General features: G+C 42.7%; 20 protein-coding genes and 1 tRNA gene. 13 read left to right on the forward strand and 8 right to left on the reverse strand.

The annotated features are described in order from the left end of the window. Nucleotides 1-4: 4 nt before the first annotated feature. Nucleotides 5-91 (reverse strand) — tRNA-Leu (locus FTU29_RS11285). A 178-nt stretch (nucleotides 92-269) separates the two neighbouring features. Here FTU29_RS11285 and queA point away from each other — a divergent pair. The 8 genes from queA to secF all read left to right on the forward strand — a co-directional run bounded on the left by queA (nucleotide 270) and on the right by secF (nucleotide 8,533). Further along, nucleotides 270-1,310 (forward strand): tRNA preQ1(34) S-adenosylmethionine ribosyltransferase-isomerase QueA, encoded by a 1,041-nt coding sequence (queA, locus tag FTU29_RS11290; RefSeq protein ID WP_180121898.1) that lies wholly within the window; start codon nucleotides 270-272, stop codon nucleotides 1,308-1,310. Between the two features lie 21 nt (nucleotides 1,311-1,331). Further along, entirely contained in the window at nucleotides 1,332-2,360 is a 1,029-nt protein-coding gene (locus FTU29_RS11295; RefSeq protein WP_180121900.1) for a hypothetical protein, read from the forward strand. Nucleotides 2,361-2,414: 54 nt separating this feature from the next. After that, on the forward strand, nucleotides 2,415-2,981 hold the full coding sequence (locus FTU29_RS11300) for a LemA family protein (protein ID WP_078191268.1): 567 nt from the start codon (nucleotides 2,415-2,417) through the stop codon (nucleotides 2,979-2,981). 82 nt (nucleotides 2,982-3,063) lie between these two features. Beyond that, nucleotides 3,064-3,960, forward strand: coding sequence for a DUF4303 domain-containing protein (locus FTU29_RS11305; protein WP_180121902.1), 897 nt, complete (start codon nucleotides 3,064-3,066; stop codon nucleotides 3,958-3,960). Nucleotides 3,961-4,040: 80 nt separating this feature from the next. Then, nucleotides 4,041-5,171 carry a tRNA guanosine(34) transglycosylase Tgt gene (gene tgt / locus FTU29_RS11310; RefSeq protein WP_078194179.1) on the forward strand — a complete coding sequence of 377 codons (1,131 nt, stop codon included), beginning with the start codon at nucleotides 4,041-4,043 and terminating at the stop codon, nucleotides 5,169-5,171. Nucleotides 5,172-5,277: 106 nt separating this feature from the next. Further along, a complete protein-coding gene (yajC, locus tag FTU29_RS11315) occupies nucleotides 5,278-5,607 on the forward strand; it encodes a preprotein translocase subunit YajC (RefSeq protein ID WP_078191271.1) in 330 nt (109 codons plus the stop codon). A gap of 54 nt (nucleotides 5,608-5,661) precedes the next feature. Beyond that, nucleotides 5,662-7,560 (forward strand): protein translocase subunit SecD, encoded by a 1,899-nt coding sequence (secD, locus tag FTU29_RS11320; protein WP_078194180.1) that lies wholly within the window; start codon nucleotides 5,662-5,664, stop codon nucleotides 7,558-7,560. Nucleotides 7,561-7,570: 10 nt separating this feature from the next. Further along, nucleotides 7,571-8,533 carry a protein translocase subunit SecF gene (secF, locus tag FTU29_RS11325; protein WP_111885820.1) on the forward strand — a complete coding sequence of 321 codons (963 nt, stop codon included), beginning with the start codon at nucleotides 7,571-7,573 and terminating at the stop codon, nucleotides 8,531-8,533. Between the two features lie 62 nt (nucleotides 8,534-8,595). Here secF and FTU29_RS11330 read toward each other — a convergent pair whose 3' ends face one another. From FTU29_RS11330 to cysM, 5 genes are all read right to left on the reverse strand, one after another. Then, complete coding sequence (locus FTU29_RS11330) at nucleotides 8,596-9,246, reverse strand: hypothetical protein (protein WP_180121904.1); 651 nt, start codon at nucleotides 9,244-9,246, stop codon at nucleotides 8,596-8,598. A gap of 79 nt (nucleotides 9,247-9,325) precedes the next feature. Further along, the gene (locus tag FTU29_RS11335; protein ID WP_078194183.1) at nucleotides 9,326-11,632 is read right to left on the reverse strand and encodes a bifunctional (p)ppGpp synthetase/guanosine-3',5'-bis(diphosphate) 3'-pyrophosphohydrolase; all 2,307 of its coding nucleotides are present in this window, start codon (nucleotides 11,630-11,632) and stop codon (nucleotides 9,326-9,328) included. A gap of 33 nt (nucleotides 11,633-11,665) precedes the next feature. Then, nucleotides 11,666-13,054, reverse strand: coding sequence for a 23S rRNA (uracil(1939)-C(5))-methyltransferase RlmD (gene rlmD / locus FTU29_RS11340; protein WP_180121911.1), 1,389 nt, complete (start codon nucleotides 13,052-13,054; stop codon nucleotides 11,666-11,668). 6 nt (nucleotides 13,055-13,060) lie between these two features. Further along, nucleotides 13,061-13,879, reverse strand: a complete 819-nt coding sequence (locus tag FTU29_RS11345) for a 3'-5' exonuclease (protein ID WP_078194185.1) — start codon at nucleotides 13,877-13,879, stop codon at nucleotides 13,061-13,063. A gap of 32 nt (nucleotides 13,880-13,911) precedes the next feature. After that, a complete protein-coding gene (cysM, locus tag FTU29_RS11350) occupies nucleotides 13,912-14,832 on the reverse strand; it encodes a cysteine synthase CysM (RefSeq protein ID WP_078191278.1) in 921 nt (306 codons plus the stop codon). Between the two features lie 153 nt (nucleotides 14,833-14,985). Between cysM and FTU29_RS11355 the strand changes: the two genes are divergently transcribed. The 5 genes from FTU29_RS11355 to rsfS all read left to right on the forward strand — a co-directional run bounded on the left by FTU29_RS11355 (nucleotide 14,986) and on the right by rsfS (nucleotide 20,901). Next, a complete protein-coding gene (locus FTU29_RS11355; protein WP_180085555.1) occupies nucleotides 14,986-17,793 on the forward strand; it encodes an ATP-binding protein in 2,808 nt (935 codons plus the stop codon). A gap of 111 nt (nucleotides 17,794-17,904) precedes the next feature. Then, nucleotides 17,905-18,693 carry a crotonase/enoyl-CoA hydratase family protein gene (locus FTU29_RS11360; RefSeq protein ID WP_180121913.1) on the forward strand — a complete coding sequence of 263 codons (789 nt, stop codon included), beginning with the start codon at nucleotides 17,905-17,907 and terminating at the stop codon, nucleotides 18,691-18,693. 32 nt (nucleotides 18,694-18,725) lie between these two features. After that, nucleotides 18,726-19,595, forward strand: a complete 870-nt coding sequence (locus FTU29_RS11365; RefSeq protein WP_180121915.1) for an NAD(P)-dependent oxidoreductase — start codon at nucleotides 18,726-18,728, stop codon at nucleotides 19,593-19,595. Nucleotides 19,596-19,637: 42 nt separating this feature from the next. Beyond that, nucleotides 19,638-20,435, forward strand: a complete 798-nt coding sequence (locus FTU29_RS11370) for a hydroxypyruvate isomerase family protein (RefSeq protein WP_078191282.1) — start codon at nucleotides 19,638-19,640, stop codon at nucleotides 20,433-20,435. Nucleotides 20,436-20,508: 73 nt separating this feature from the next. Continuing rightward, on the forward strand, nucleotides 20,509-20,901 hold the full coding sequence (gene rsfS, locus FTU29_RS11375) for a ribosome silencing factor (RefSeq protein ID WP_086178424.1): 393 nt from the start codon (nucleotides 20,509-20,511) through the stop codon (nucleotides 20,899-20,901). 94 nt (nucleotides 20,902-20,995) lie between these two features. Here the strand turns inward: rsfS and FTU29_RS11380 are convergent, their stop codons facing one another. Beyond that, nucleotides 20,996-21,613 carry a hypothetical protein gene (locus FTU29_RS11380; RefSeq protein WP_180121917.1) on the reverse strand — a complete coding sequence of 206 codons (618 nt, stop codon included), beginning with the start codon at nucleotides 21,611-21,613 and terminating at the stop codon, nucleotides 20,996-20,998. Between the two features lie 13 nt (nucleotides 21,614-21,626). After that, nucleotides 21,627-22,958 (reverse strand): ammonium transporter, encoded by a 1,332-nt coding sequence (locus tag FTU29_RS11385; RefSeq protein WP_180121919.1) that lies wholly within the window; start codon nucleotides 22,956-22,958, stop codon nucleotides 21,627-21,629. Between the last annotated feature and the right edge of the window lie 156 nt (nucleotides 22,959-23,114).

Consider the following 23,114-nt stretch of genomic DNA (forward strand, 5'->3'; position numbering starts at 1 on the left):
ATTTTGGTCCCGAGGGTCGGACTCGAACCGACACATCATCTCTGATAGTGGATTTTGAATCCACCGCGTCTACCAATTTCACCACCTCGGGAAGGTGTTGAAACGTATAATAAACTGTTTCAAAAACTTGTCAACGCATGATGTTCTCATTTGATTAAAAATAAACCGTATAAGAATTTTTAGATGGATAATCCATCAATTTCAGCGTTAAAACCTAAAAAAGCTTATACTAAGCCAAATTTCATTATCCCCTTTTCAGATTTCTTAACATGCAACTTTCTGACTTTAACTTCAATCTCCCCGACGAACTCATTGCCCGCTATCCGCTTGAAACACGTAGTGCATCACGCCTACTCCATCTCGACCTCAATGGCGAATATCACGACCATCATTTCACTGACATTCTAGACTTGCTCAATGAAGGTGACTTGTTGGTACTGAACGATACCAAAGTGATGAAAGCCCGCTTGAAAGGCAAACGTGCAACTGGTGGTGCAGTTGAAGTCTTGGTTGAACGTATTCTTGACCCAAAAACCGCACATTGCCACATTAAAGCCAGCAATACGCCTAAAGAAGGTGCGGAATTATTTATTGGTCCAGACGAAGTTAAAGTGACCGTTCAAGGCCGTCATGAAAACTTATTTGTTGTGGAATTTTCACAGCCTATTTTACAAGTTTTAGATTTATACGGCGCATTACCGATTCCGCCTTACTTTAACCGTGAAGCAGAAGCGATTGATACTGAACGTTACCAAACTGTTTTTAACGATCCGACCAAATTGGCTTCAGTTGCAGCACCAACAGCAAGCTTACATTTTGATGAAGCGCTACTCAAAAAATTGGCGGACAAAGGCGTAAATAAAACCTTTGTTACCTTGCATGTGGGTGCAGGTACATTCTTACCCGTACGTACCAATGACATTGAAAACCACATCATGCACAGCGAATGGTGTGACGTATCAGAAGAATCTATGGCTTTAATCCGTGAGACAAAAGCACGTGGCAATAAAGTTATTGCTGTCGGTACTACAGCGACTCGTGCGACTGAAAGTGCCGCTCAAGCCAATGGCGGCGAACTCAAGGGTTGGACTGGTGATACACAAATCTTTATCTACCCAGGTTATGAGTTCAAAGTAGTCGATCGTTTAATTACCAACTTCCATTTACCTGAGTCTACCCTGCTCATGTTAGTGTCAGCGTTGTCCAGTCGAGACAATATTTTGAATGCCTATCACCATGCCGTCAAAAGCCAATATCGCTTCTTTAGTTATGGTGATGCGATGTTAATTGATAATATTAACCATCAATAACCATGCGATGACTTAGTCCCCATGCCGATCGATTCTGTAAAGCACTCCATCCATATTCGTCGAAAAAAGAATGCTGTGGTTTTTCAGAATATCGCTCGGCTTTGGGATATAGGCCGAAACGCAAAAACTCACCAAGAACTCCTCGATGGGCTGCATCCATGGAATGCACCCATTACGCTCAAATTTGAAAATTTACTCCCCTTAGCTTTAGCTGCGCTGGGTATCGGCTTCATGCTGTTTATTGTGATTCAGCCCGATCATGGCTGGGCACAGCTCTTCTTTGCTGCGGGCTTGGCCATGGTGTTCTGGGCTTATATCAGCTATGAAAAAGATGATCCGCTCGAAGAAGTTATTGCGTTTTTAGAAACCGAATGCATTGCCAGAAAATACCAATTGGCTTTTAACCGACAGCCTCAATACATTTCGATGCCACTGAATAATCTGCAATTTATTGGCAATCTTAAACGCATGTTCCCCGTGTTTAAGCAAGGCAGCCTTTCGAATGATATTCAGACCTTTGCGAGCACTGTTTGGGAAGATGAAAATCAGCAACAGCATCAAGTCATGGTCTTTCATTATCACTATGTAAATGAACTGAAGGTACGTGACAAAGACGGTGATGAAGTCACCGTCAAAGAAATTCATAAAGACCTGTGGGGCATATTTGTTTTTGATATTGGCATCCATGGTCTTGCCGTATCTGCAACAGGCAAAAACTTTGGCTATCCTTATAGTTTTCCTTGGCACAGCAGCGACATTCAAACTAATCAAAAATTAAAGTTTTATGGCGAGAACCAAATGGAAATCGCTAAATTGCTCAGCCCGGGCTTTGTCCTCCGACTAGCGGATTTTTTTCAAAACCGTGAAGGTGATCTGCTATTTCATCCGAGCCACCGAGTAATGTGCTATCTTGGCTCTACAGATTTATTTAAAGTCAGTAGTAAAGCAAAACGAATTCAGGATGTTTCGGCATTGCGTGGACATCTCAGAACCTTTAAATTAAATGCTTTAGAAAATTTGAAAAACGATTTAACGCAGTTTTTAAAATAGATTTCATACAATAATGTTTTAACTTACGACCTTTTATCTTGAGGATAAAATTTTATGGGGCTTTTGATCTTTGTTTTAATCATCATTGCATTGGTGATTGGTGCAATCATGATTCGCAACAATATTGTCCGACATCACAATGCAACCATTCGTGCATGGTCAGATGTAGCTAGCTATGAACGTCAAAAAATCAAAATTTTAGATGGATTACAGCCTTTGGTTGAGCAATATTCCAATTTTGAACAAGGGACTTTGGCAAAAGTCACTGAACTCCGTCAAAACATTATGAATTTGAACGTAAACAGTACCGATGTCAGCCAATTACAGCGTATTGAAGCCTTAAATCAAGATCTAATGCGCAGCCTGAATGTTGTGGTTGAAAACTATCCAGAGCTCAAAGCCAATGATATTTATCTGAAAATGATGAATGAAATTGAAGAACAAAACGAAAATGTCGGTGCGGCGATTACTATTTTTAACCGCAACGTTGAGTTGTTCAACAACCACATTCAAGTGTTTCCTAACAATATTATTAATACGCTATTGCTGAGTAAAAAAGCGGTTCGCCCTTTCCGCGATCAAGCTGCCAGCCAAAATTTTGATTATCGTCCGAACTTTTAAGTTCGGGCTTTAATGCACAAAATTAAAAAAAAATAATGATGAGGTGATCAAGCACCTCCAAAACTAGAAAGAAAAATAAAATATGCAAAATCAAATTAATGCACTGAAAAATGTGCTGATTCAGGCGTTTTTCAAACTCTATGAGCAGCACCAAGACGACCATATTTACGCATGTACGTTGGTGTTCAACTCTTATTTATCTATGGACTATATCGCTATCTCTACGCAGCGTAGTATTTTTGCCGAAGATGAAGATTCTGCTCAATATCTTGCAGCGCATGATCGATGGAATGTGTCGAAATGGCGCTATCGTAGCCTACCGTCTTTAAGTCAAGACTTGTCGCAGTTCAAAATGACATCGGTAAATGAAGTGGGTCTTTTAGACCTTGATCCATCTTCTAAAAAAAGTACGATAAAGTCTGAATCGGCTAACCATCTTTCAATCTTGCTCAATGCCATACAACAAACAAAATTCGACTTGGTTCAGTCCTACGGCATTGAATTGGAAAATATTCTGTTTTTTATCACGGTCCCGACACAGCCCGAAATAGAAATTTATTCAGCTCAGCTTTTAAATCCTCCAAGTACACAACTTGACGATTTTCTCAAATCCAAACACCCCCTCAAGCTCGACAGTTTACCCAAGCGTATGAAGCTGTCTCAGTATGATAAAGACCTGCTGATTGATTTGGCTCAAATCGTTGAAATACAACCTTATAACTATTTACATGTAGCCAATGAAGTCTATCTTTTAAGCTTAGAAAAAAGTTATGCAACCACGAACCCCTATATTCAAAAGCTCATTGACAGCATCGTAGCCATGACATCGGACCCGAAAGGTACGTTTGCGATGGATAAAGAAGAAATTTTGCAGCGAATTAACCAGTTTTATTTTAATGCCAAGAGTTCAGATGAAGCCCTGTCACAAGATGCGATCTATAAATTTACAGACTTAACACCCGACAAAGCTAGCGTTTAACCGCAGAATCAAGGAAAATAGAGCACTTTTAGCACTCTTACCATCAGCGAACTGTTTTTTCGCCTTGATCTGGACCTTGTATGAAGTTTGAAAAATTGGCGCAATCGGGCCGTGCTCGTCGCGGCCGTTTAACCCTTGAACATGGTGTTGTTGAAACACCTATGTTCATGCCTGTCGGTACTTACGGTACTGTAAAAGGCATGCTCCCACGTGACATTAAAGAAATTAAATCCCAAGTTATTTTGGGCAATACCTTCCATTTATATCTTCGCCCAGGCCTAGATGTCATTCGTGAACATGGTGGTTTACACCAATTCATGAAATGGAATAACCCGATTTTGACAGATTCAGGCGGTTTCCAAGTCTTCAGTCTTGGCGCTATGCGCAAAATTAAAGAAGAGGGCGTGACTTTCCGCTCTCCGATTGATGGCTCTAAAGTCTTTTTATCTCCTGAAATTTCGATGGATATTCAGCACACGCTGAATTCAGACATCGTGATGATTTTTGATGAATGTACGCCTTATCCTGCGACACATGAAGAAGCGCAAAAATCACTGCAGCTTTCATTACGTTGGGCGAAACGTTGTAAGACTCAACATCATGACGTGCTGAAAAACCGTAATGCACTATTTGGTATTATCCAAGGCGGCATGTATGAAGATTTACGTGATGAATCTTTAAATGGTCTGAAAGAAATTGATTTTGATGGTTATGCCATTGGCGGCTTGTCTGTTGGCGAACCTAAAGAAGAAATGATCAAAGTATTGGATTATCTTCCAGAGAAAATGCCTGCAGATAAACCACGTTACTTGATGGGTGTCGGTAAACCAGAAGATATCGTAGAAGCGGTTCGTCGCGGTGTCGATATGTTTGACTGTGTGATGCCAACTCGAAATGCACGTAATGGTCATTATTTTGTGACCGACGGTTTAGTGCGTATTCGCAATGCCAAATATCGTCATGATCAAAGTCCGCTTGACCCACATTGCGACTGTTATACCTGTACAAATTTCACCAAATCTTATCTCTTCCATCTTGAGAAATGCGGCGAAATGCTCGGTTCGATGCTCGGTACTATTCATAACTTACGTTATTACCTGCGTCTGACTGAAGCGATGCGTGATGCTCTCGATCATGGCACTTTTGATGAGTTTGTTGAAGACTTTTATCGTCGTCGCGGCATGGAAGTGCCACCTTGTCCTCAAGATTAATTCTTTCAGCATTTGCGCTGAAGAAAAAGACAAGGTAAATTGCTGAACAAGTCCAATTTATTTATCAAAGTATTGATAACCAGTTTTTTTAGTTTAGGAAAATGAAATGAGCCTTTTTATTTCTACTGCTCACGCGGCAGGTGAAGCTGCACAGCAACCAAGCATGATGGCAAACCTGTTGATGATTGCGGTATTTGTCGCAATCTTCTACTTCTTGATCTGGCGCCCTCAATCAAAACGTGCAAAAGAACATCGTGCACTAATTGAAAGCCTAGGTGTTGGTAGTGAAGTTGTTTTTGCGGGCGGTTTAATGGGTAAAATCACAAAAATCGAAGGTGATTTTGCAGTTGTTGAACTGAACCGTGGCGTAGAAGTAAAAGTACAACGCGCAAGTGTGATTTCAGTTCTGCCTGAAGGCACTCTAAATAACCTTTAATCAAAAAATAAGTCGTGCACCCGCACGGCTTTTTTCATTTTAAGAAGAAAACGAATGCGTTACCCAGCATGGAAATATCTACTGATTCTAGTGGTACTAGTCATCAGTACATTATATGCCCTGCCAAGTTTGTATCCTGATGAACCTGCTGTTCAAATTTCAGGTGCCAAAGCCGGTACCCAGATTGACCAAAGCATCGTACAAAAAGCAGAGCAGATTTTAAAATCTGAAAATATTGCCAGCCATGACAATAGCTTCACCAATAATGCCGCTTTATTACGTGTTGATTCGAGCGAACAACAATTAAAAGCGAAAGAAGCACTGCGTCGTGGGCTCGGTGAAAATTATGTCGTCGCACTGAACCTTGCGCCTACTACGCCAGAATGGCTACAAAAAATTGGTGCTAAACCAATGAAGCTGGGTCTGGATTTACGTGGTGGTGTACATTTCCTACTTGAAGTGGATATGGACAAAGCCATTTCACAACGTATGGAAACGTCCGCGGCTGACTTACGTCGCCAACTTCGTGACAATAAATTAAAATTCAATAGCTTATCTTTGAACAACAACACCATTACGATGCAATTTGCAAATAATGATGACCGTTCTGCAGCTATGGATTTCCTTCGTCGTAACGGCAATGAATATACTCAACAAGCGGTTGCAACAACTGAAGGTTCAACACTACGTTTAAGCTACACAGATACACGTAAACAAGAAATTCAGTCTTATGCTGTTAACCAAAACTTAACGACTTTACGTAACCGTATTAACGAGTTAGGTGTAGCTGAAGCATTGGTGCAAACCCAAGGTAGCAACCGTATTGTGGTTGAATTACCGGGTGTACAAGATACTGCTGAAGCAAAACGTGTACTTGGTCGTACTGCAAACCTTGAGTTCCGCTTAGTTTCTGACTTAAACGATCAATATATCGATCCATACACAGGTCAAGCAAAAGGCTCATTACCGCCGGGTACCGAAGCTTTTGCTTATGAATCTTTGGACAGCGGTCGTCAATTATTGCTTAACCGTAACCGTATCTTAACGGGTGAACGTGTACAAAACGCGTCTTCAGGCTTTAGCCAAGATACAGGTGGTGCTGAAGTAAATATTACTTTGGATACTGCGGGCGGTAAGTTGATGTCTGAAGCCACTCGTAATGCTGTAGGCAAACGAATGGCTGTTCTGTTCATCGAGAACAAACAAAAAATTAGTTATGTTGCAGATCCTACAACAGGCACACAAACTGAAGTTCGTACACCTTATACCGAATCTGTGGTCATCAATGCGGCAACGATTCAAGCCGTATTGGGTTCCCAGTTCCGTATTACTGGTCTAGATTCACCTCAAGAAGCGTCTGAACTTGCATTGATGTTACGTGCAGGTGCATTAGCAGCGCCAATGTACTTTGTTGAAGAACGTGTGATTGGTCCGAGTCTCGGTCAAGAAAACATCGACAAAGGCGTATTATCAACTCAAATCGGTTTCTTATTGGTTGCGATTTGGATGGTGGTCTTCTTCCGTGTGTTCGGTTTGATTGCCAACTTTGCTCTCGTGGTTAACCTTGCCATGATTTTAACCATCATGTCTTGGATTGGCGCGTCCCTCACCCTTCCGGGTATTGCAGGTATCGTAATTACCATTGGTATGGCGGTCGATGCCAACGTACTGATCTGTGAGCGGATACGAGAGGAAATTAAATGGGGTGCCTCGCCGAAACAGGCGATTGTTGCGGGTTATGATCGTGCGTATAACACCATCTTTGACTCCAACTTAACCACATTCTTAGTGGCTTTCATTCTGTTCGCAATTGGTACAGGCCCAATTAAAGGCTTCGCGGTTACCCTAATGATTGGTATTGTCTGCTCAATGTTCACAGCAATTACTGTGACACGTGCAATCGTACAAATCATTTATGGTAAAAAACGTAACCTGAAGAAGTTGAGCATTTAGGAGATCTAAGATGACTGAAAATACTCAACCGAAACAATACGGCCGTCCTGACAACGAGCGCATTATTCCGTTTATGAAGATTGCCAAACCGGCAGCCTTGATATCGATTATTTTAACGCTCGCAAGTATCTTTTTTATTTGCACCAAAGGTCTAAACCTCGGTTTGGACTTTACTGGCGGTGTGGCAGCAGAGTTGAACTATAGTCAACCAGTAAAATCTACCGATGTGAGCTCAGCGCTGACAAAAGCTGGTTTTAAAGACCCAGTGGTACAAACCTTAGGATCTGACCGCGACCTGATGGTTCGTATGCCAGTTCAAAAAGACATTGAAGCTGAAGACCTAACCAAAGCCATTACGACTGCTGCTCAATTGCCGGGCAATAAAGCAGAAGTACATAAAGTTGATGTGGTTGGCGGTCAAGTCGGTAATGAACTCTACGTGCGTTCTGCTGGCGCTGTAGGTCTTGCCCTACTGCTCATGTTGGTTTATGTCACTATTCGCTTTGAATTCAAACTTGCGATGGGTGCTGTACTGTCTTTATTCCACGATATCGTGGTGACCATTGGTATCTTTGCCATGATGCAGTGGCCGTTTGACTTAACAGTTTTGGCTGCGCTACTCGCGATTATTGGTTTCTCGCTCAACGATAACATCGTTGTATCTGACCGTATTCGTGAAAACTTCCGTAAGATTCGCGGTGCTGAACCTCTTGAAGTTGTGAACAGTGCTTTGACTGAAACACTTCGCCGTACCATTCACACCTCTATGACACTGTTACTGGTTGTTGTAGCGATGATGGTACTGGGCGGTGATGGTCTGAAATGGTTCTCTGTTGCAATGTTTGTTGGTGTATTTGTGGGTACATATTCATCAATCTACATTGGTACAGCCTTCGCGTTATGGCGTGGCCTGAACCGTCAAGACTTCATTGTACAAGTGAAGCCTGAATTTGAAGAAGAAGAGATTCCTTAAGCTTTTCGACTTATAGTTCAGATCAAAACCCATCTTCGGATGGGTTTTTTTATGCGACTACCTTAAATAAATGAGCTAGGCAAAATCGCAATAATAGAATCTAATTTTTCAATATCGGATTGCAGGAATTCCACCTGTCGTTTTTGGTCTAGACTTGCAAATTGCCACGTATCATCTGTTTGCTGTATCACGTTTAAAATTAAATTTAAGCCATTTCGCAAATATACACAGGCTAGATCCGATCTCTCTACCTCTCGCCGTTCATCACAGACCACAAGCCAACCCTCTTGTAATACAGGGGCATAATACGATGCTGTGATGCGAATCAAATACAGGTCTTGAGTGTTTTTAAATAATGCTGAATATTGAGATGAATCATTTGAAATCGGTTTTAAAGAAAATGCCTGTGTCTCAACCACCTGCATTTCAAAAAGGACCAAGCTTGCTTGCTCCTCAGTGCACTTGTCTTGTTCTATAAACTGAACCTCATTATCTAAACTTCCCTTAATGAGTCCCAATTGTGACTCTAATTCACGTGCAAATTTCTCTCCAATCTGCCGATGACTATTTAATAATTGGGAAATTAAAGGAACCGCTAAGCCAAAATGTTCACACACAGCTTTACCATTTTTAAAGGGGCCTGTTGCAACCCAATGGTCAATGGCTTGTGTTAGATTCTGTCGACGCTTTTCAAAAAGCTCTGAAGGTAGCATAAGCATTCAATTTTATAATTTCTCTCCCCCAATATAATAAAAAACCCGCACGCAGCGGGTTTTTTATACAGCTTTATTTTTAGCTACCTTGTACCAATCGACGTGCGCTGATAATGCCCGGTTGTTGTTCTAGACGTGCCAACAGTTTCGACAACTGCGCCAAGCCCTTTACTTCAATCAACAGTTTCATATTGGCAATACCATCACTTTCGGAAATCGTATTCACCTGACGAATATTGATTTGGTCTGAGAAAATCACCTGAGTCAGATCTTTAAGCAAACCACGACGGTCATAAGCTTCCACCACGATTTGCACACTTTGACCACGAGTTGGCTGCATTTCCCAATCCGCTTCAACCGCACGTTCAGGCTCTTGCCCAATCATACGGATATAATCCGGACATGCGACCTTATGGATACTTACGCCACGATTCAGGGTGATATAACCAGCAATCGATTCACCATGCACAGGCTGACAACACTGAGCAATGTGTAGTTCTACATTGTCCAAACCATCAATCAAAATACCATGCGCCGAAAGCGTATGACTTGCACGTGGGTTCAAGGTTGGTTTTAACACCAGTTCAGGCTCATCCTGATCGAGGTGCATATGACGGTTAACCTGATTGATTAAGGCATGCAAGCTAATGTCACCACTCACCAAGCCAATCAATATATCTTCACCCAATTTCACATTAAAATGATTGCAGTAATCATTCAAATCGATACTTTTCGGGTGAATCGCCAAACGTGACAATTCTTTATTAAGAATCTCACGTCCCACTTCCAAGTTTTTACTACGGTCTTGCTGACGGAACCAATGACGCAACTTATCACGTGCACGAGCCGTCTTGATATAACCCAGCGAGTTTACCAACCAATCTCGGTTAGGCTCACGATCTTTCTTGGTTAAAATCTCGACCTGTTCCCCAGTTTTTAGGGTATAGGTTAAAGGTACATAACGTTGGTTCACCCGTGCTGCATAGCATTTGTTGCCCACTTCAGTATGCACATGATAGGCAAAGTCAAGCACGGTCGAACCGCGTGGTAATTCTTTGATATCACCATCACGACTGAACACATAGATTTTCTCAAAATCTTCAAACTCTTGGATTTGTTCGAAGTTTTCAGAAGCCTCATCTTCTTTATGGGCGCTAGCATCATTTCGTTCTTGATAATGTTCAAGCACTGCACGTAAAGAATGTAAGCGATGATTAAATGAATAATCTGTGGTTTTAGAACCTTCTTTATAGTTAAAGTGCGAACACACCCCGAGTTCAGCTTCTTCGTGCATATTATGCGTACGAATTTGCACTTCTAAAGATTTGTTCTCTGCAATCACGGCCGTATGCAGTGAGCGATAGCCATTGGCTTTCGGGTTAGTAATATAATCATCGAACTGATGCGGAATATGACGCCAAATCTGATGAACGATCCCCAGTGTGTGATAACACTCAGGTACATTATCCACCAAAACGCGAACTGCTCGAATGTCATAAAGCTGATCAAAGCTCAGGTTCTTACTCTTCATTTTTCGATAAATCGAATAAATGTGTTTCACCCGACCATTAATCTCGGCCTCAATGCCATGATCTAATAGTTCTTTACGCAACTTTTCTGTCACGAACTGAATATATTGCTCACGCTCTAAACGTTTTTCATTCAGTAAAGAGGCAATTTCTTTATAGCGTTCAGGTGCTAGATAACGGAAAGCAAGATCTTCAAGCTCCCACTTGAGCTGTGCAATCCCTAAACGGTGCGCGAGCGGCGAGTAAATAGTTAAAATTTCTCGTGCGACACGCTCTTGTCGCTCTTTGGTTGAGTGCGCCAACTCACGTAATGCATAGGTACGTTCAGAAAGTTTGATTAATACAACACGAACATCTTCGGTCACCGAAATCAGCATTTTATAAATGCCGGTCAAATGTTCACGTTGGTTATTATTAAAATGATCTTCTAGACGTTTATTTTGCTCAATCAAATCAGACAACTTACCCATGGCAAGCGTGCCTTTGACCAAAGCATGCACTTGATCGCCAAATTTGCTTTGGACTTCTTCTAAACTGGTTACGCCTTCACGAACACTTCGATACAGCATGGCTGCTGATAACGTATCTTCATCCGCATACAGATGAGCAAGAATATCCGCCATTTCAATACCCGTATAGAAGGTATTTGAGCGATGGTTGACCGTTGTTTCAAGTTCATTCTGTAAGGTCAGATGTGCAACTTCTTCGAGTTGCTTTAGAGGAGCCCCGTCAAACATGCCACTCACACGCTCTAGCCATTCAGCTAAATCATGCTGTGCTTGCTCGGCATGTTCTACAGTCGTTTCCTGAGACAGCTCATTGAGACGTCCAGGTAATTGTTCACGTACTGTGACCATACCCTACTCCTAGTTTTCTACGCTTCATAACTTTTAATCGTTTATCTGATTTTCTTTTTCGAACAAAGCAATCGATTCGACATGCCCTGTATGGGTAAACATGTCCATGACACCCGCTTTTTTCAAACGGTAGCCTTGTTGTACCAGCATTCCAGCATCGCGTGCTAGTGTTGCAGGATTACATGACACATAAACGATTCTTTTTGCACCAAATTTGGGCACATAACGCATTATTTCTTCTGCACCAGATCGTGGTGGGTCTATCAATAATGCATCAAATCCTTGTTTTGCCCAAGAATGATGCGAAAAATCTTTTGTTAAATCTTGTGAATAAAATTTCAGTTGCGAAAGGCCATTGTTTTGTGCATTTTCTGCACCACGCTGAACCATTTCTTCACTCCCTTCAACTGCAACGACTTGACCCGTTGAACCCACACATTGAGCAAGTGGTAAAGAAAAGTTTCCTAAACCACAAAACAGATCTAGAACTCGCTCACCTTGTTGTAACTGAAGCAATTCACATGCCAGTTTCACCATTTGCGGATTAATCGTGGAATTCACTTGTGTGAAGTCCTGAGGATTAAAGCCAAATTCCACAGCAAAGTCACTTAGACCATAGTGCAGACGCATCGGTGCATCGGGATGATCCACACGATGTAAGCTGTCTGGCCCTTCAGGTTGTAAGTACAGTTGCCACTCTTTATGTAACGCAAATTTTACTAATTGGTTGACATCTTCCGCGCAAAGTTCCGCCGTATGACGAATCAGGAGGGCAATTTCTTGATCTCCCATGGCCAGTTCCATATGCCCAATATCTGCTTTACCTTGCAAACTTTGTAACAATTGTTTGAGTGTGGTGATTGAGCCAAACTCACGATCCAACACCATACAACGGTCAATCGAAGTCAGTTTATTTGACTGGCTCTCACGAAAGCCGACCACGAGCTTATCTTTTGCAGGTAGGTAACGCACACCGATACGCGCTTTGCGACGGTAATCTTCACGCAATGAACGTAACGGAGCTAACCATTGATCAGGTTGTATCCCTGCAAAATGTTGCAAATGTGATTGTAAAACGTCTTGTTTTAAACGAATTTGCTCGTCGGGATGAATATGCTGCATGCTACAACCACCACAGACCCCATAATGTGGACAGGCTGGTTTTACCCGTAGAGACGACTCTTCACTCAGCAATTCCAGACTGTCTGCTTCTTCAAGACGCTTAACGACATTGGTAATACGCGTACGCACTGTTTCACCCGGCAAGGCATAACGGATAAAGACTTTCTTACCGTGTTTTTCTGCAGGATGATCTGGATGCGTCCCAAAGTGCGCTATGCCTCGCCCCTCATGTGAAAGCGATTCAACCTGAAATGTATAAATGGGTTGTTGGGCTTTTTGGGGTTTGGCTTTGTGTTTCATGCGTACCTAATGTGTGGAAGATGGGAAATCAGATTGGGTGAATTCGGTACGTTGCGAGGTTTGCTGCCATACCAATAAAAAGTCAGCGTGTTGCGGCTGAGTTTGTAAATATTGAATCGTACTTTGAATCAAGTGCTGATGATCATTTAACAATAACTGTCCTTTCAGCAACAGCCAGCGTAAATAAATCAACCATGTATTGAGCACATCGCCTTCACAGTAGCTGGTCAGTTCTGTCCACTGTTGTTCACGTACATATTCAGGCACATGGTAGCCACCATCACCACGTTTACCGGGGAAACCAAGTAAATGTGCTGCATCATCAAGTTTTTGAAAATGACGACCATGGAACATGGCCATGACATCCATCAAATCTACATGACGATGATGATAACGATTCTGGTAGTTATTATAGCGCTTTTGCGTATCAATCTCGCCCTGATCGAACAAACTTGGTGCAGATAGTCCGTGATACATGGCACGGAACAAAATTACAGGCAAATCAAACTGCGAACCGTTCCAACTAACCAAGGTCGGATGACGCTTTTCAAAAATAGAAACGAATTTTTTTAAAATTTCAGCTTCGCTATTGTCTTCACGGCTAAATGAAAACAACTTCATGCCCTTTTCATCAATCCATAGTCCAGAGATACAGACAATTTCATGCAAGGCCAAACGCTGAAAATCCGTGCCCGCCTCTTGGCGACGCAGTTTAGTCAGCGCAGCATCTAGATCCACCTCAGGCAGATCCAGTCCATACAAATGCGCACCTGACTTCAAATCTGTCAGTGTTTCGATATCAAAAATTAAAACAGGTAAACGCATAAGTACTCACCAGTGCCGATCGGCCACTGTAATTATTCAGGATCAACAACAGAGAATAGACCAGTAGACAAGTAGCGGTCACCACGGTCACATACGATGCAAACAATCACGGCATCCGGATTTTCTTCAGCCAATTTAACTGAAGCCCATACCGCACCACCCGATGATGTACCTGCACTGATACCTTCTGTACGTGCTAAACGACGAGCCGTTTTTTCCGCTTCAATTTGCGGAATATCCATAATGCGATCAACACGTGAAGGGTCAAAAATCGTAGGAAGATATTCTTGTGGCCAACGGCGAATACCAGCAATATTTGAGCCTTCAGACGGTTGTAAACCGACAATTTGAATATCCGGATTTTGTTCTTTTAAATATTTCGAAATCCCCATAATGGTCCCAGTGGTTCCCATTGAGCTGACGAAATGTGTAATTTTACCGCCTGTTTGTTTCCAAATTTCAGGCCCAGTAGTAAGGTAATGTGCTTCCACATTGTCTGGGTTACCAAACTGGTTTAGGACTAAACCTTTGCCGTCTTTTTCCATTTGAAGGGCAAGATCACGTGCTTCTTCCATGTTTTCTGATTCGATCAGTTCAGCGCCGTAGGCACGCATGGCATCTTTACGCTCTTGGCTAGAACTTGCAGGCATGATCAAGGTCATTTTATAGCCACGCATTGCTGCAACCATAGCTAAAGCAATCCCTGTGTTTCCGCTCGTCGCTTCAATCAACGTATCACCCGGTTTAATCTGACCACGCTTTTCCGCTTGCATAATCATGTTATATGCAGGGCGATCTTTGACCGAACCCGCTGGGTTATTGCCTTCTAACTTGGCTAATACTGTTGCTTGAGTATGACTTGCCAGACGCTGTAAACGCACTAACGGCGTGTTGCCGACATAATGGTCTAATAAAAAATCGTCTGCTTGAAAATCAGGGGTTGTATTACTCATTATTCACACCTATATCGAGGTGCGCCTATTGTATGAAAAAATGCCTTTGCCTGCACCCATTTGCCTCGCTTTTTCGCGAAAGTGATTAAAGCACAATCAGTTTTAAATAATCCATGCTAATATTCGGGGCATAAGGAATAAACTGCTTAAACCATGTCAAATATCAACAAAAAGCTTTTTAAACGCCTACACTTAAATCATGCCTATGGTCAGTTGATTGCACTTATTTTCGTGCCGATCACCATTTTGGCTTGTGTCGGTGCGATGTTGGTAATAACAGAAACCTCCAATGCAGCCAAAGCACAACAAAAACAAATGGCTGTCGCGATTCTGACACGCTATCAACCCACGTCAGAATCTGCGATTGATTTGCTGAATCATTACCCTTGGCAGTTTGATCAAGCTCGTAATGCCATGCAAAGCATGTTGAACGAAAAACATTTGATTCGTGCCGCGATTTTAGATCTCAAAGGCAACAACCGCCTGAGCATTGGCTTTCAAGATCAAGATATTTGGCCTGCTTTAAACAGTAAAGCATCTTTTATTGGACCGATTGCACATCAGGGTAACCATATTTATGCCCTGAAAATTTCAGATTCAACCCAGACCCCAGCATGGTTAAGCATTGAACTGGACAATCAACCGCTGCAAATTGCCCGCTATCGCGTGTTAATCGTGTTGATTGCAACGGGTTTATTGACGCTCTTATTACTTTTGCTGTGTTTGAATTTTTATTCACGTCGTTGGATCGCACCAATGTACGAAATTCGCATGCAGTTACAACGTTTAAATGCCGACACTCTAGATCAGCACATGATCATTAACAGTACTGGAGAACTCCGGTTATTACAGCGTGATATAGCCAATGTGGTTAAACGCTTACATTTCAGTTTCTTAGAGCTACGTGAACATACCGAACAAACGGAAGATGACTTAAGACGCACGCTTGATACTTTAGAAGTGCAAAATATTACCTACCGTCAAGCACGTGACCAAGCAATTCAAGCCAACCAATCAAAATCGGTGTTTTTGGCCAATATTTCCCATGAACTGCGCACACCGCTGAACAGTATTGATGGCTTTATTCATCTTTTACTGCGCCAAGGCAACCTCAGTAATGAACAAAATTTATATCTACAAACGATTCGTAAATCTTCTGCGCATTTATTGGCTTTAATTAATGACGTGCTTGATTTCTCGAAAATCGATGCAGGCAAACTAGAACTCGAAACTGCGCAATTCGACTTAGAAGAAGCCGTCTTTGATGTGATGGATATGTTGTCGCCATTGGCAGCACAAAAACACATCGATATGACCTTCTACTATGCGGACAATGTGCCGAAATTTGTGGTTGGTGATGTCCTACGCTTCAAGCAAATTTTGACCAACTTAATCTCAAATGCAATTAAATTCACTCCAGATGGTGAAATTATTGTCCGTGTCCGTATGGAGCACGATGACATCGGTCAATGTCTGCTGCACTTTAGTGTCCAAGACAGTGGAATTGGCTTAAGCGGTACCGACCGTAAGAAACTGTTTGAATCCTTTTCGCAAGGTGATGCATCTGTGACCCGCCAATTTGGTGGTACAGGTTTAGGCCTTGCCATCTCCAAACAATTGGTCAGCCTGATGCATGGACAAATTGGTTTTGAAGATAACCAAGAACGTGCCCCAACGGAAAAAGGTTCAACCTTCTGGTTTACTGCGCGCTTTGTGGTCGATGAAGAAATTGAAATTGTGCATCCACAATTTAGCAATCTACAAGTCGTTTCCTACTTAGCACATCCAGCAACCGCCAATGTCCTGCGTCATTACTTAGAAAATTATGATGTTGAACATATTGAAACGCAGTCGATCCTTGATTTATTTAGTCGACTCAATCAGCTAAAAACCAATGAAAATACCTGGTTGATCGTCGATCACAGTGGTGACTCCGAAGCCTTACTGAAAGAAATTCGTCATCGTTATAGCGGTAACTTAGCAGTTTATGGCTACCAAATGATGCTCGATCCAAACATGTTGAACGAGTACCGTGCACGTCCATTGCATCAACCGCTCAGCCGTACAGCGCTGATTCAGTTGTTGAGTAATGAGCCTTGGTTTGATCAGGAGCAACATGAAGAATTTAATGGTCAAGGTCTGCACATTTTAGCTGTCGACGACCATTTGCCAAACCTGATTGTGCTTGAAGCCCTGCTCTCTGAGTTGAATGTGAAAACCACCAAGGCTTTGAGTGGACAAGAAGCCATTGAAATCATTCAAGCTCGCCAAGAGCAAGGTTTGACGGCTTTTGACCTCATCTTTATGGATATTCAAATGCCAGTGATGTCAGGTGTCGATACCACGCGTGCCATTCGTTCGCTTGAGTCGACTTTTGAAAATCATAAGCGCCTTCCAATTATTGCATTGACGGCACATGCGCTCTCTGATGAAAAACAAAAGCTTCTGCAAAGTGGTATGGATGACTATGTCACCAAGCCCATTCAAATGGATCAAATTATTCAAATCTTGACCCAGTGGACTACTGATAACTTTAAGAAAGTGCCGGTTTTAGAGCGCAGTTCGGTGATTGAAGCCCTAGAGCCGAGTATTTTAGATTGGCAGCAAAGCTTGCAGTTGGCCGCGAATAAAGAAGATCTTGCAGTCGATTTACTGAAAATGCTCGTCGATAGCTTTGAGCAAGAAATCCATGAAATGGCACAGCTCATCGAAGATGAAGATTTTCCACAATTAGAGCATGTGCTACATCGGCTTTATGGCGCAACCCGCTATGTGGGCGCTCCGACCCTCCAAGAGGTTTCAGGTCAATTTGAGCAATTTGTATCGACCTTACGTAAGGAACGCCGTAAAGCGGATGACGCTTTTGTCCAAGAAACCCTGAACCGTTTCGATGAGTTAAAAAATGTCATGGCGCAAGTTGAACACGCAGCTCAACAAATCTTAGCCAAACAAAATAATTAAGCGCAGTCCGACTAAAGTCAGTGCCGTCTAGCTTCTGTTGTGACTGCACTGTCATGTATCCTGTCAGGGTGCATGCTATGCTCGGGCGCAGAAACAACAAGAGTAATTACCATGGCTTTATTACGTGTAGAAAAAAATAATGGCATTGCAACGGTTTACTTAAACCGTCCAGAAAAACGTAATGCAATGAGCTTTGCATTGCTCAAAGAATTGGTCAGCATTGCTGAAAAATTAAAAAAAGATCGTAGCTTACGCTGTGTCATTTTAACGGGTGAAGCCAATGTATTTAGTGCTGGCATTGATTTGGCTGACCTCAATGATCCGAAAAATCGTGCCTACGCCGCATGGGAACTATTAAAACCCGGTCAAAGTTTATTTCAAAAAGCCTTTCTGATTTGGCAACAACTTCCTGTGCCGGTGATTGCCGCACTTGAAGGCTTTTGTTTTGGTGCAGGCATGCAACTTGCCTTGGCTGCCGATATCCGTATTGCCCACCCGAAAACGCAAATGTCGATTATGGAAAGTCGTTGGGGCTTAGTACCCGACATGGGCTTAACTCGCTCACTGAAAGGTGTGATTGGACTGGATTTAGCCAAGGAATTAACCCTTACAGCACGTATTTTTGACGCAGAATATGCCAAGAATATTGGCTTAGTGACGCATTTAAATGAACAGCCCTTGCTTCAGGCACAGCAGTTAGCCGAAGAATTATCACAACGTTCTCCAGATGCTTTGGCAGCAGCAAAACAAGTGCTAGATGCCATGGAACATAGTCCAAAACGGTCTTTACGCTTAGAAAAAATCTGGCAATTTAAATTACTGCTCGGCAAAAACAGCCAATTGGCACGTAAAAAAGACAAGAACCCAGAGGTTCAGTTTTTACCACGCCAATATAAGTAAAATAGTCACACAGGATAGATTGAGTACAGCACATGGCGTTTGATCGTAATACAAAAATTGCATTTCTAGGTATGGGGCTGATGGGTAGCCGCATGGCCACGCGCCTCATTCAGGCAGGATTTGAAGTTGCGGTGTGGAACAGAACTGCCGCTGCGTGTGATGAGTTGGTTGCGATTGGCGCGACGGCGCTTCAATTGGACAAGATTGCCCATTATCCTGTGGTTTTATCTTGTCTCGCAGATGATGCTGCTGTTGCCGCGGTGTATGCAAGCATCGAAAATCATTTAGCGGCAGGACAAATTATTGTCGATTTTTCGAGTCTTTCTGTGAATCAAACCCATCAATTGGCTCATGCTGCAAAGTTGAAACAAGTCACTTGGATTGACTCTCCTGTTTCGGGGGGCACAGCAGGTGCTGAACAAGGCACCTTGGTCATCTTTGCCGGTGGTGATGCTCAAACGATTCAAGATTTGAGTCTGATCTACAATGTTTTATCTCAACGTGTTACTCGCATGGGCGACTCAGGTACAGGTCAAGCCACCAAAATTTGTAATCAGCTAATCGTCGCTGCCAATAGCACGTTAATCGCAGAAGCTGTCGCACTGGCCGAGAAATCAGGTGTAGACACCTCTTTATTAGCACCAGCACTTGCTGGTGGTTTTGCAGATTCAAAGCCTTTTCAGATTTTAACCCCACGCATGGCAACGCATCAGTTCGAGCCTGTGCAATGGAAAGTTCAAACTTTATCTAAAGACCTGAATAATGCAGTCCAACTGGCTGCCCAGTTTGAATTAAGCATCCCTGTTGCCAGCCTTGCTTTATCGCAACTCAAAGCCCATCAGGACAATGGTTTTGCAGAAAAAGATTTAGCCACCATCATTCAACATGTCGAACAAAACTAACAACTCCCACTTTAGAAGTGAATTGCTTCAAGGACGATATACATGACACAGCTCGCGGTTAATTTATCCATGATTTTTACCGAAGTGCCGTTGTTAGAGCGTTTTGCTTTGGCTCGTGAACACGGTTTTAAGCATGTAGAAATTCAGTTTCCGTATGAGCTGAGTATTGAGCAAATCCAAACCCAACTCACCATCAATGATTTAAGCCTGTGTTTAATCAATGTCCCTGCGGGTGATTTGATGCAAGGTGGTGATGGTCTTGCGGGAGTTCCGGGGCGTGAAAATCAATTTCATCAAGCCTTAGAACAATGCATTCGCTATGCCACTGCGTTAAATGTACCAAGTGTCAATATTTTAGCCGGCAAACAGCCACAAGATGCTGACCTGCTCCCATGTTTAAATACCTTGTCGAGCAACCTCAAACTGGCGTGCCACATGTTGTCTGAACATCATATTCAACCGGTATTTGAAATGATTAATGGCACTGATATGCCGCGCTTTTTGGTGCAAAATATTGCCCAAGCTCAGGAAATGCTTGAAGCTGTACAACACTCTACTTTGAAGATGCAATATGACTGCTACCACATGGCGATGATGGGTGAAGATATTCTCAGTACTTTGGCAGAAAATATTCAGGATATCGGTCACATACAGTTTGCTGACTGTCCGGGGCGACATGAACCTGACTCAGCGCAGATTCCATTTGCTGAGATTTTTAAATGGTTAGATCAAAGCCAATATACAGGTTACATCGCGGCTGAATACCGACCACGAAGCAACTCATCACATTCTTTTGCGTGGAAAGACAAATACTTCCCTCATTTAGCCAATGGTCAATGACGTGTTGATTTGAAATTCATCAACAAAACCGCTATATTAGAACATGTAAAATTGTCAGGAAATCATACCCTCTATGAATTTAGAACCATCGCCCAGCGCTTCTAATTCTCACGATCTCGCAAATATCAAAGATGTACAAGCTTGTTTAGCTGTTGTACGTGAAGCACTTGAAGATGTAAAAGCCAAAGATATTGTTGAACTTGATATCAAAGCAATCAGCAATGTCGCAGATGCGATTGTAATTGCGAGCGGTACTTCAACTCGTCACATTAAGTCTCTTGCAGACAACGTGGCAGAAGAAGCACGTAAAGCTGGATTCCGCCCGATTGGCGTTGAAGGTGAACGTGATGCAGAATGGATCCTGATTGATCTCGGTTTTGTAGTGGTACATGTGATGTTACCTACAGCACGTAAATTCTATGATTTAGAAAGCTTATGGCGTACAGCTCCAGAAACTGTAGCTTAAGCTTCCAGAAAAAAGCGACCTAATTAGGTCGCTTTTTTTATCCCTTGATTTTATACACCACGAACGATCAGCTTCATGGTGTTTTACCACTGCACTAAAGCAGTTGATGTAAATCCACCTCAGGATAATTGGCTTTAATTTTCAGCTTGGTTTGTGCATAAACTTGGTCTGCACGCATCGGGCCATAAAAGTCACAATACACTTCATAAATGCTCGTTAAAACTTTGGCATAACTAGTCAAGGGCAAAAACTCGACAAAATTCGCTGAATTAATATGTGCATTTGCCGCAATTGCCAGCCCGATTTCTTCTAATTGCTCAATCACATCTTGGGTGAAATCAGCCTGATCTGTAGATTTCACCGTCAGCATGACTGACTCGATAAAGCCTAAAAAGGCCTCGCTAATGGTCTCTGCAATGAGCTCGTCTTCTTGCACCTGCTCCTGCGGTTTTTCAACCCTTAACAGTTCCTGCTTTTCTAAAGTAGATAACTCATACAAAACTTGCTTCAGCATATCTTTACGATAAAAGCGAAGCTCCTCTGTGGTACAGATATCATTTAAGAAGCGATTCAAGACAAATGACGGTTTCATGCTGTACTGCTGCTCCCAGTGCCGTAGCGCACTGTCGAGTAACGTCCCATGAATAAATTGTTGTAAGCCTTTTTCTAAAGCTTCGCGGCGTTGTGCCAAATTCAACAGTTCGGTGCTCATTGCTTTACTCCTGTTAATGACGCTTGGTCATATCATCCGTTTCAAAAGTCACATCTTTTTGAAACTCGGGATAAGACAATTCAGCATGTTCGGTATAGTCCAAACCCCGTTGTTCATGTTGCTTACTCACCCGTAAGCCACCCAACAATTTGTCCAAGACCTTAAATACAATGAACGCAACGCCAAAACCCCATAAAAAGGCTGCAATCACCCCAAGCCCTTGTATCGCGATGACATCGCCATTAAACATATTATTTTCAAGGAATATCCCTGCCGCCAATGTTCCCCATGCGCCACAGAAACCATGTACCGTCACCGCATCCACCACATCATCCAGTTTCATTTTTTCCATGAGCATTGGCAGGAAGGTCACCATGACACCTGCACATAAACCGGTGATGACCGCATACAGTGGAGACATCGTTGCACAGCCTGCCGTAATGGCAACCAAGCCACCCAGTGAGGCATTGATCGTACTGCGGATCAAAATCGCTTTAGATCGAATGAGGCAGAGCAACATATATGCAACCGCTGCCGCACACGCAGCAAGATGCGTATTTAAAGCAATACGTCCTACGCTGACATTGGCATTAATGGTCGAGCCTGCATTAAAACCAAACCATGCTAACCATAAAATAAAACCACCTAATGCCACTAAAGGTAAGTTATGCCCCGGTAAATAATGGCTTTGCCCATTGCGTCTAAATCGTCCCAAACGTGGGCCCAGTACGATGATGCCAGCTAAAGCCACCCAGCCGCCCATAGAATGCACCACGGTCGAACCTGCAAAGTCGATAAACCCGAGTGCTTTTAACCAACCGTCTCCGCCAAATAAACTGCCCCATGCCCAACTACCGAAGACAGGATAAATCAGACCTGACACAACGGCCGCACTCACCACATAAGCCACAAAATGAATCCGCTCCGCCATTGCACCACTGGCAATAGTGGTTGCCGTTGCAGCAAACATCATTTGGAAAAATAGAAGGTTCCAGTGCCAATCATCCAGTTGATCGGGTGCAAAATAACTGAAGCCAAACCAGCCCGTGGTATTGACCCCAAACATCAGACCAAAACCCACCAACCAAAACACCAGACCACCCAAGCAGGCATCCATGTAGTTTTTCATGAGTACATTCACGGTATTTTTACTGCGAACTGAACCACTTTCGATCATGGCAAATCCGGCTTGCATAAAGAACACCAAGATACCGCCCATTACCACCCAAATACTGTCGAGCGAGATACGAATTTCTTGAATATTACTGGCGATTTGCGGGTCAACTGCCCATGCAGTCGATGTCAGGACACTCAGAAACAGTGCCATCAAGTATGTTTTTTTCATGATTATTCCCCCAAGAATAACCATGCTGTGCAAAAAGAATACCAAATTTCAGACAATTAATTATTTTTCAATGCATTGCGTCACAAAACCAGTTCGCGACAATATTTTGAATCACTGAGATCGAATTTAATGGAACAAAACAGCTCATCGATCTGT

It is taken from the genome of Acinetobacter sp. YH12086 (assembly GCF_013419345.1).
GTDB classification, from domain to species: Bacteria; Pseudomonadota; Gammaproteobacteria; order Pseudomonadales; family Moraxellaceae; genus Acinetobacter; species Acinetobacter amyesii.

Bases quoted from the DNA above. Each gene is read 5' to 3' on its own strand.
- rsfS (WP_086178424.1), top strand. From the start codon at position 20,509: ATGAATTTAGAACCATCGCCCAGCGCTTCTAATTCTCACGATCTCGCA.
- FTU29_RS11300 (WP_078191268.1), top strand. From the start codon at position 2,415: ATGGGGCTTTTGATCTTTGTTTTAATCATCATTGCATTGGTGATTGGT.
- FTU29_RS11365 (WP_180121915.1), top strand. From the start codon at position 18,726: ATGGCGTTTGATCGTAATACAAAAATTGCATTTCTAGGTATGGGGCTG.
- FTU29_RS11385 (WP_180121919.1), bottom strand. From the start codon at position 22,958: ATGAAAAAAACATACTTGATGGCACTGTTTCTGAGTGTCCTGACATCG.
- yajC (WP_078191271.1), top strand. From the start codon at position 5,278: ATGAGCCTTTTTATTTCTACTGCTCACGCGGCAGGTGAAGCTGCACAG.
- FTU29_RS11330 (WP_180121904.1), bottom strand. From the start codon at position 9,246: ATGCTACCTTCAGAGCTTTTTGAAAAGCGTCGACAGAATCTAACACAA.
- FTU29_RS11355 (WP_180085555.1), top strand. From the start codon at position 14,986: ATGTCAAATATCAACAAAAAGCTTTTTAAACGCCTACACTTAAATCAT.
- FTU29_RS11305 (WP_180121902.1), top strand. From the start codon at position 3,064: ATGCAAAATCAAATTAATGCACTGAAAAATGTGCTGATTCAGGCGTTT.
- secF (WP_111885820.1), top strand. From the start codon at position 7,571: ATGACTGAAAATACTCAACCGAAACAATACGGCCGTCCTGACAACGAG.
- FTU29_RS11345 (WP_078194185.1), bottom strand. From the start codon at position 13,879: ATGCGTTTACCTGTTTTAATTTTTGATATCGAAACACTGACAGATTTG.
- secD (WP_078194180.1), top strand. From the start codon at position 5,662: ATGCGTTACCCAGCATGGAAATATCTACTGATTCTAGTGGTACTAGTC.
- cysM (WP_078191278.1), bottom strand. From the start codon at position 14,832: ATGAGTAATACAACCCCTGATTTTCAAGCAGACGATTTTTTATTAGAC.
- rlmD (WP_180121911.1), bottom strand. From the start codon at position 13,054: ATGAAACACAAAGCCAAACCCCAAAAAGCCCAACAACCCATTTATACA.
- tgt (WP_078194179.1), top strand. From the start codon at position 4,041: ATGAAGTTTGAAAAATTGGCGCAATCGGGCCGTGCTCGTCGCGGCCGT.
- queA (WP_180121898.1), top strand. From the start codon at position 270: ATGCAACTTTCTGACTTTAACTTCAATCTCCCCGACGAACTCATTGCC.
- FTU29_RS11370 (WP_078191282.1), top strand. From the start codon at position 19,638: ATGACACAGCTCGCGGTTAATTTATCCATGATTTTTACCGAAGTGCCG.
- FTU29_RS11335 (WP_078194183.1), bottom strand. From the start codon at position 11,632: ATGGTCACAGTACGTGAACAATTACCTGGACGTCTCAATGAGCTGTCT.
- FTU29_RS11295 (WP_180121900.1), top strand. From the start codon at position 1,332: ATGCCGATCGATTCTGTAAAGCACTCCATCCATATTCGTCGAAAAAAG.
- FTU29_RS11380 (WP_180121917.1), bottom strand. From the start codon at position 21,613: ATGAGCACCGAACTGTTGAATTTGGCACAACGCCGCGAAGCTTTAGAA.
- FTU29_RS11360 (WP_180121913.1), top strand. From the start codon at position 17,905: ATGGCTTTATTACGTGTAGAAAAAAATAATGGCATTGCAACGGTTTAC.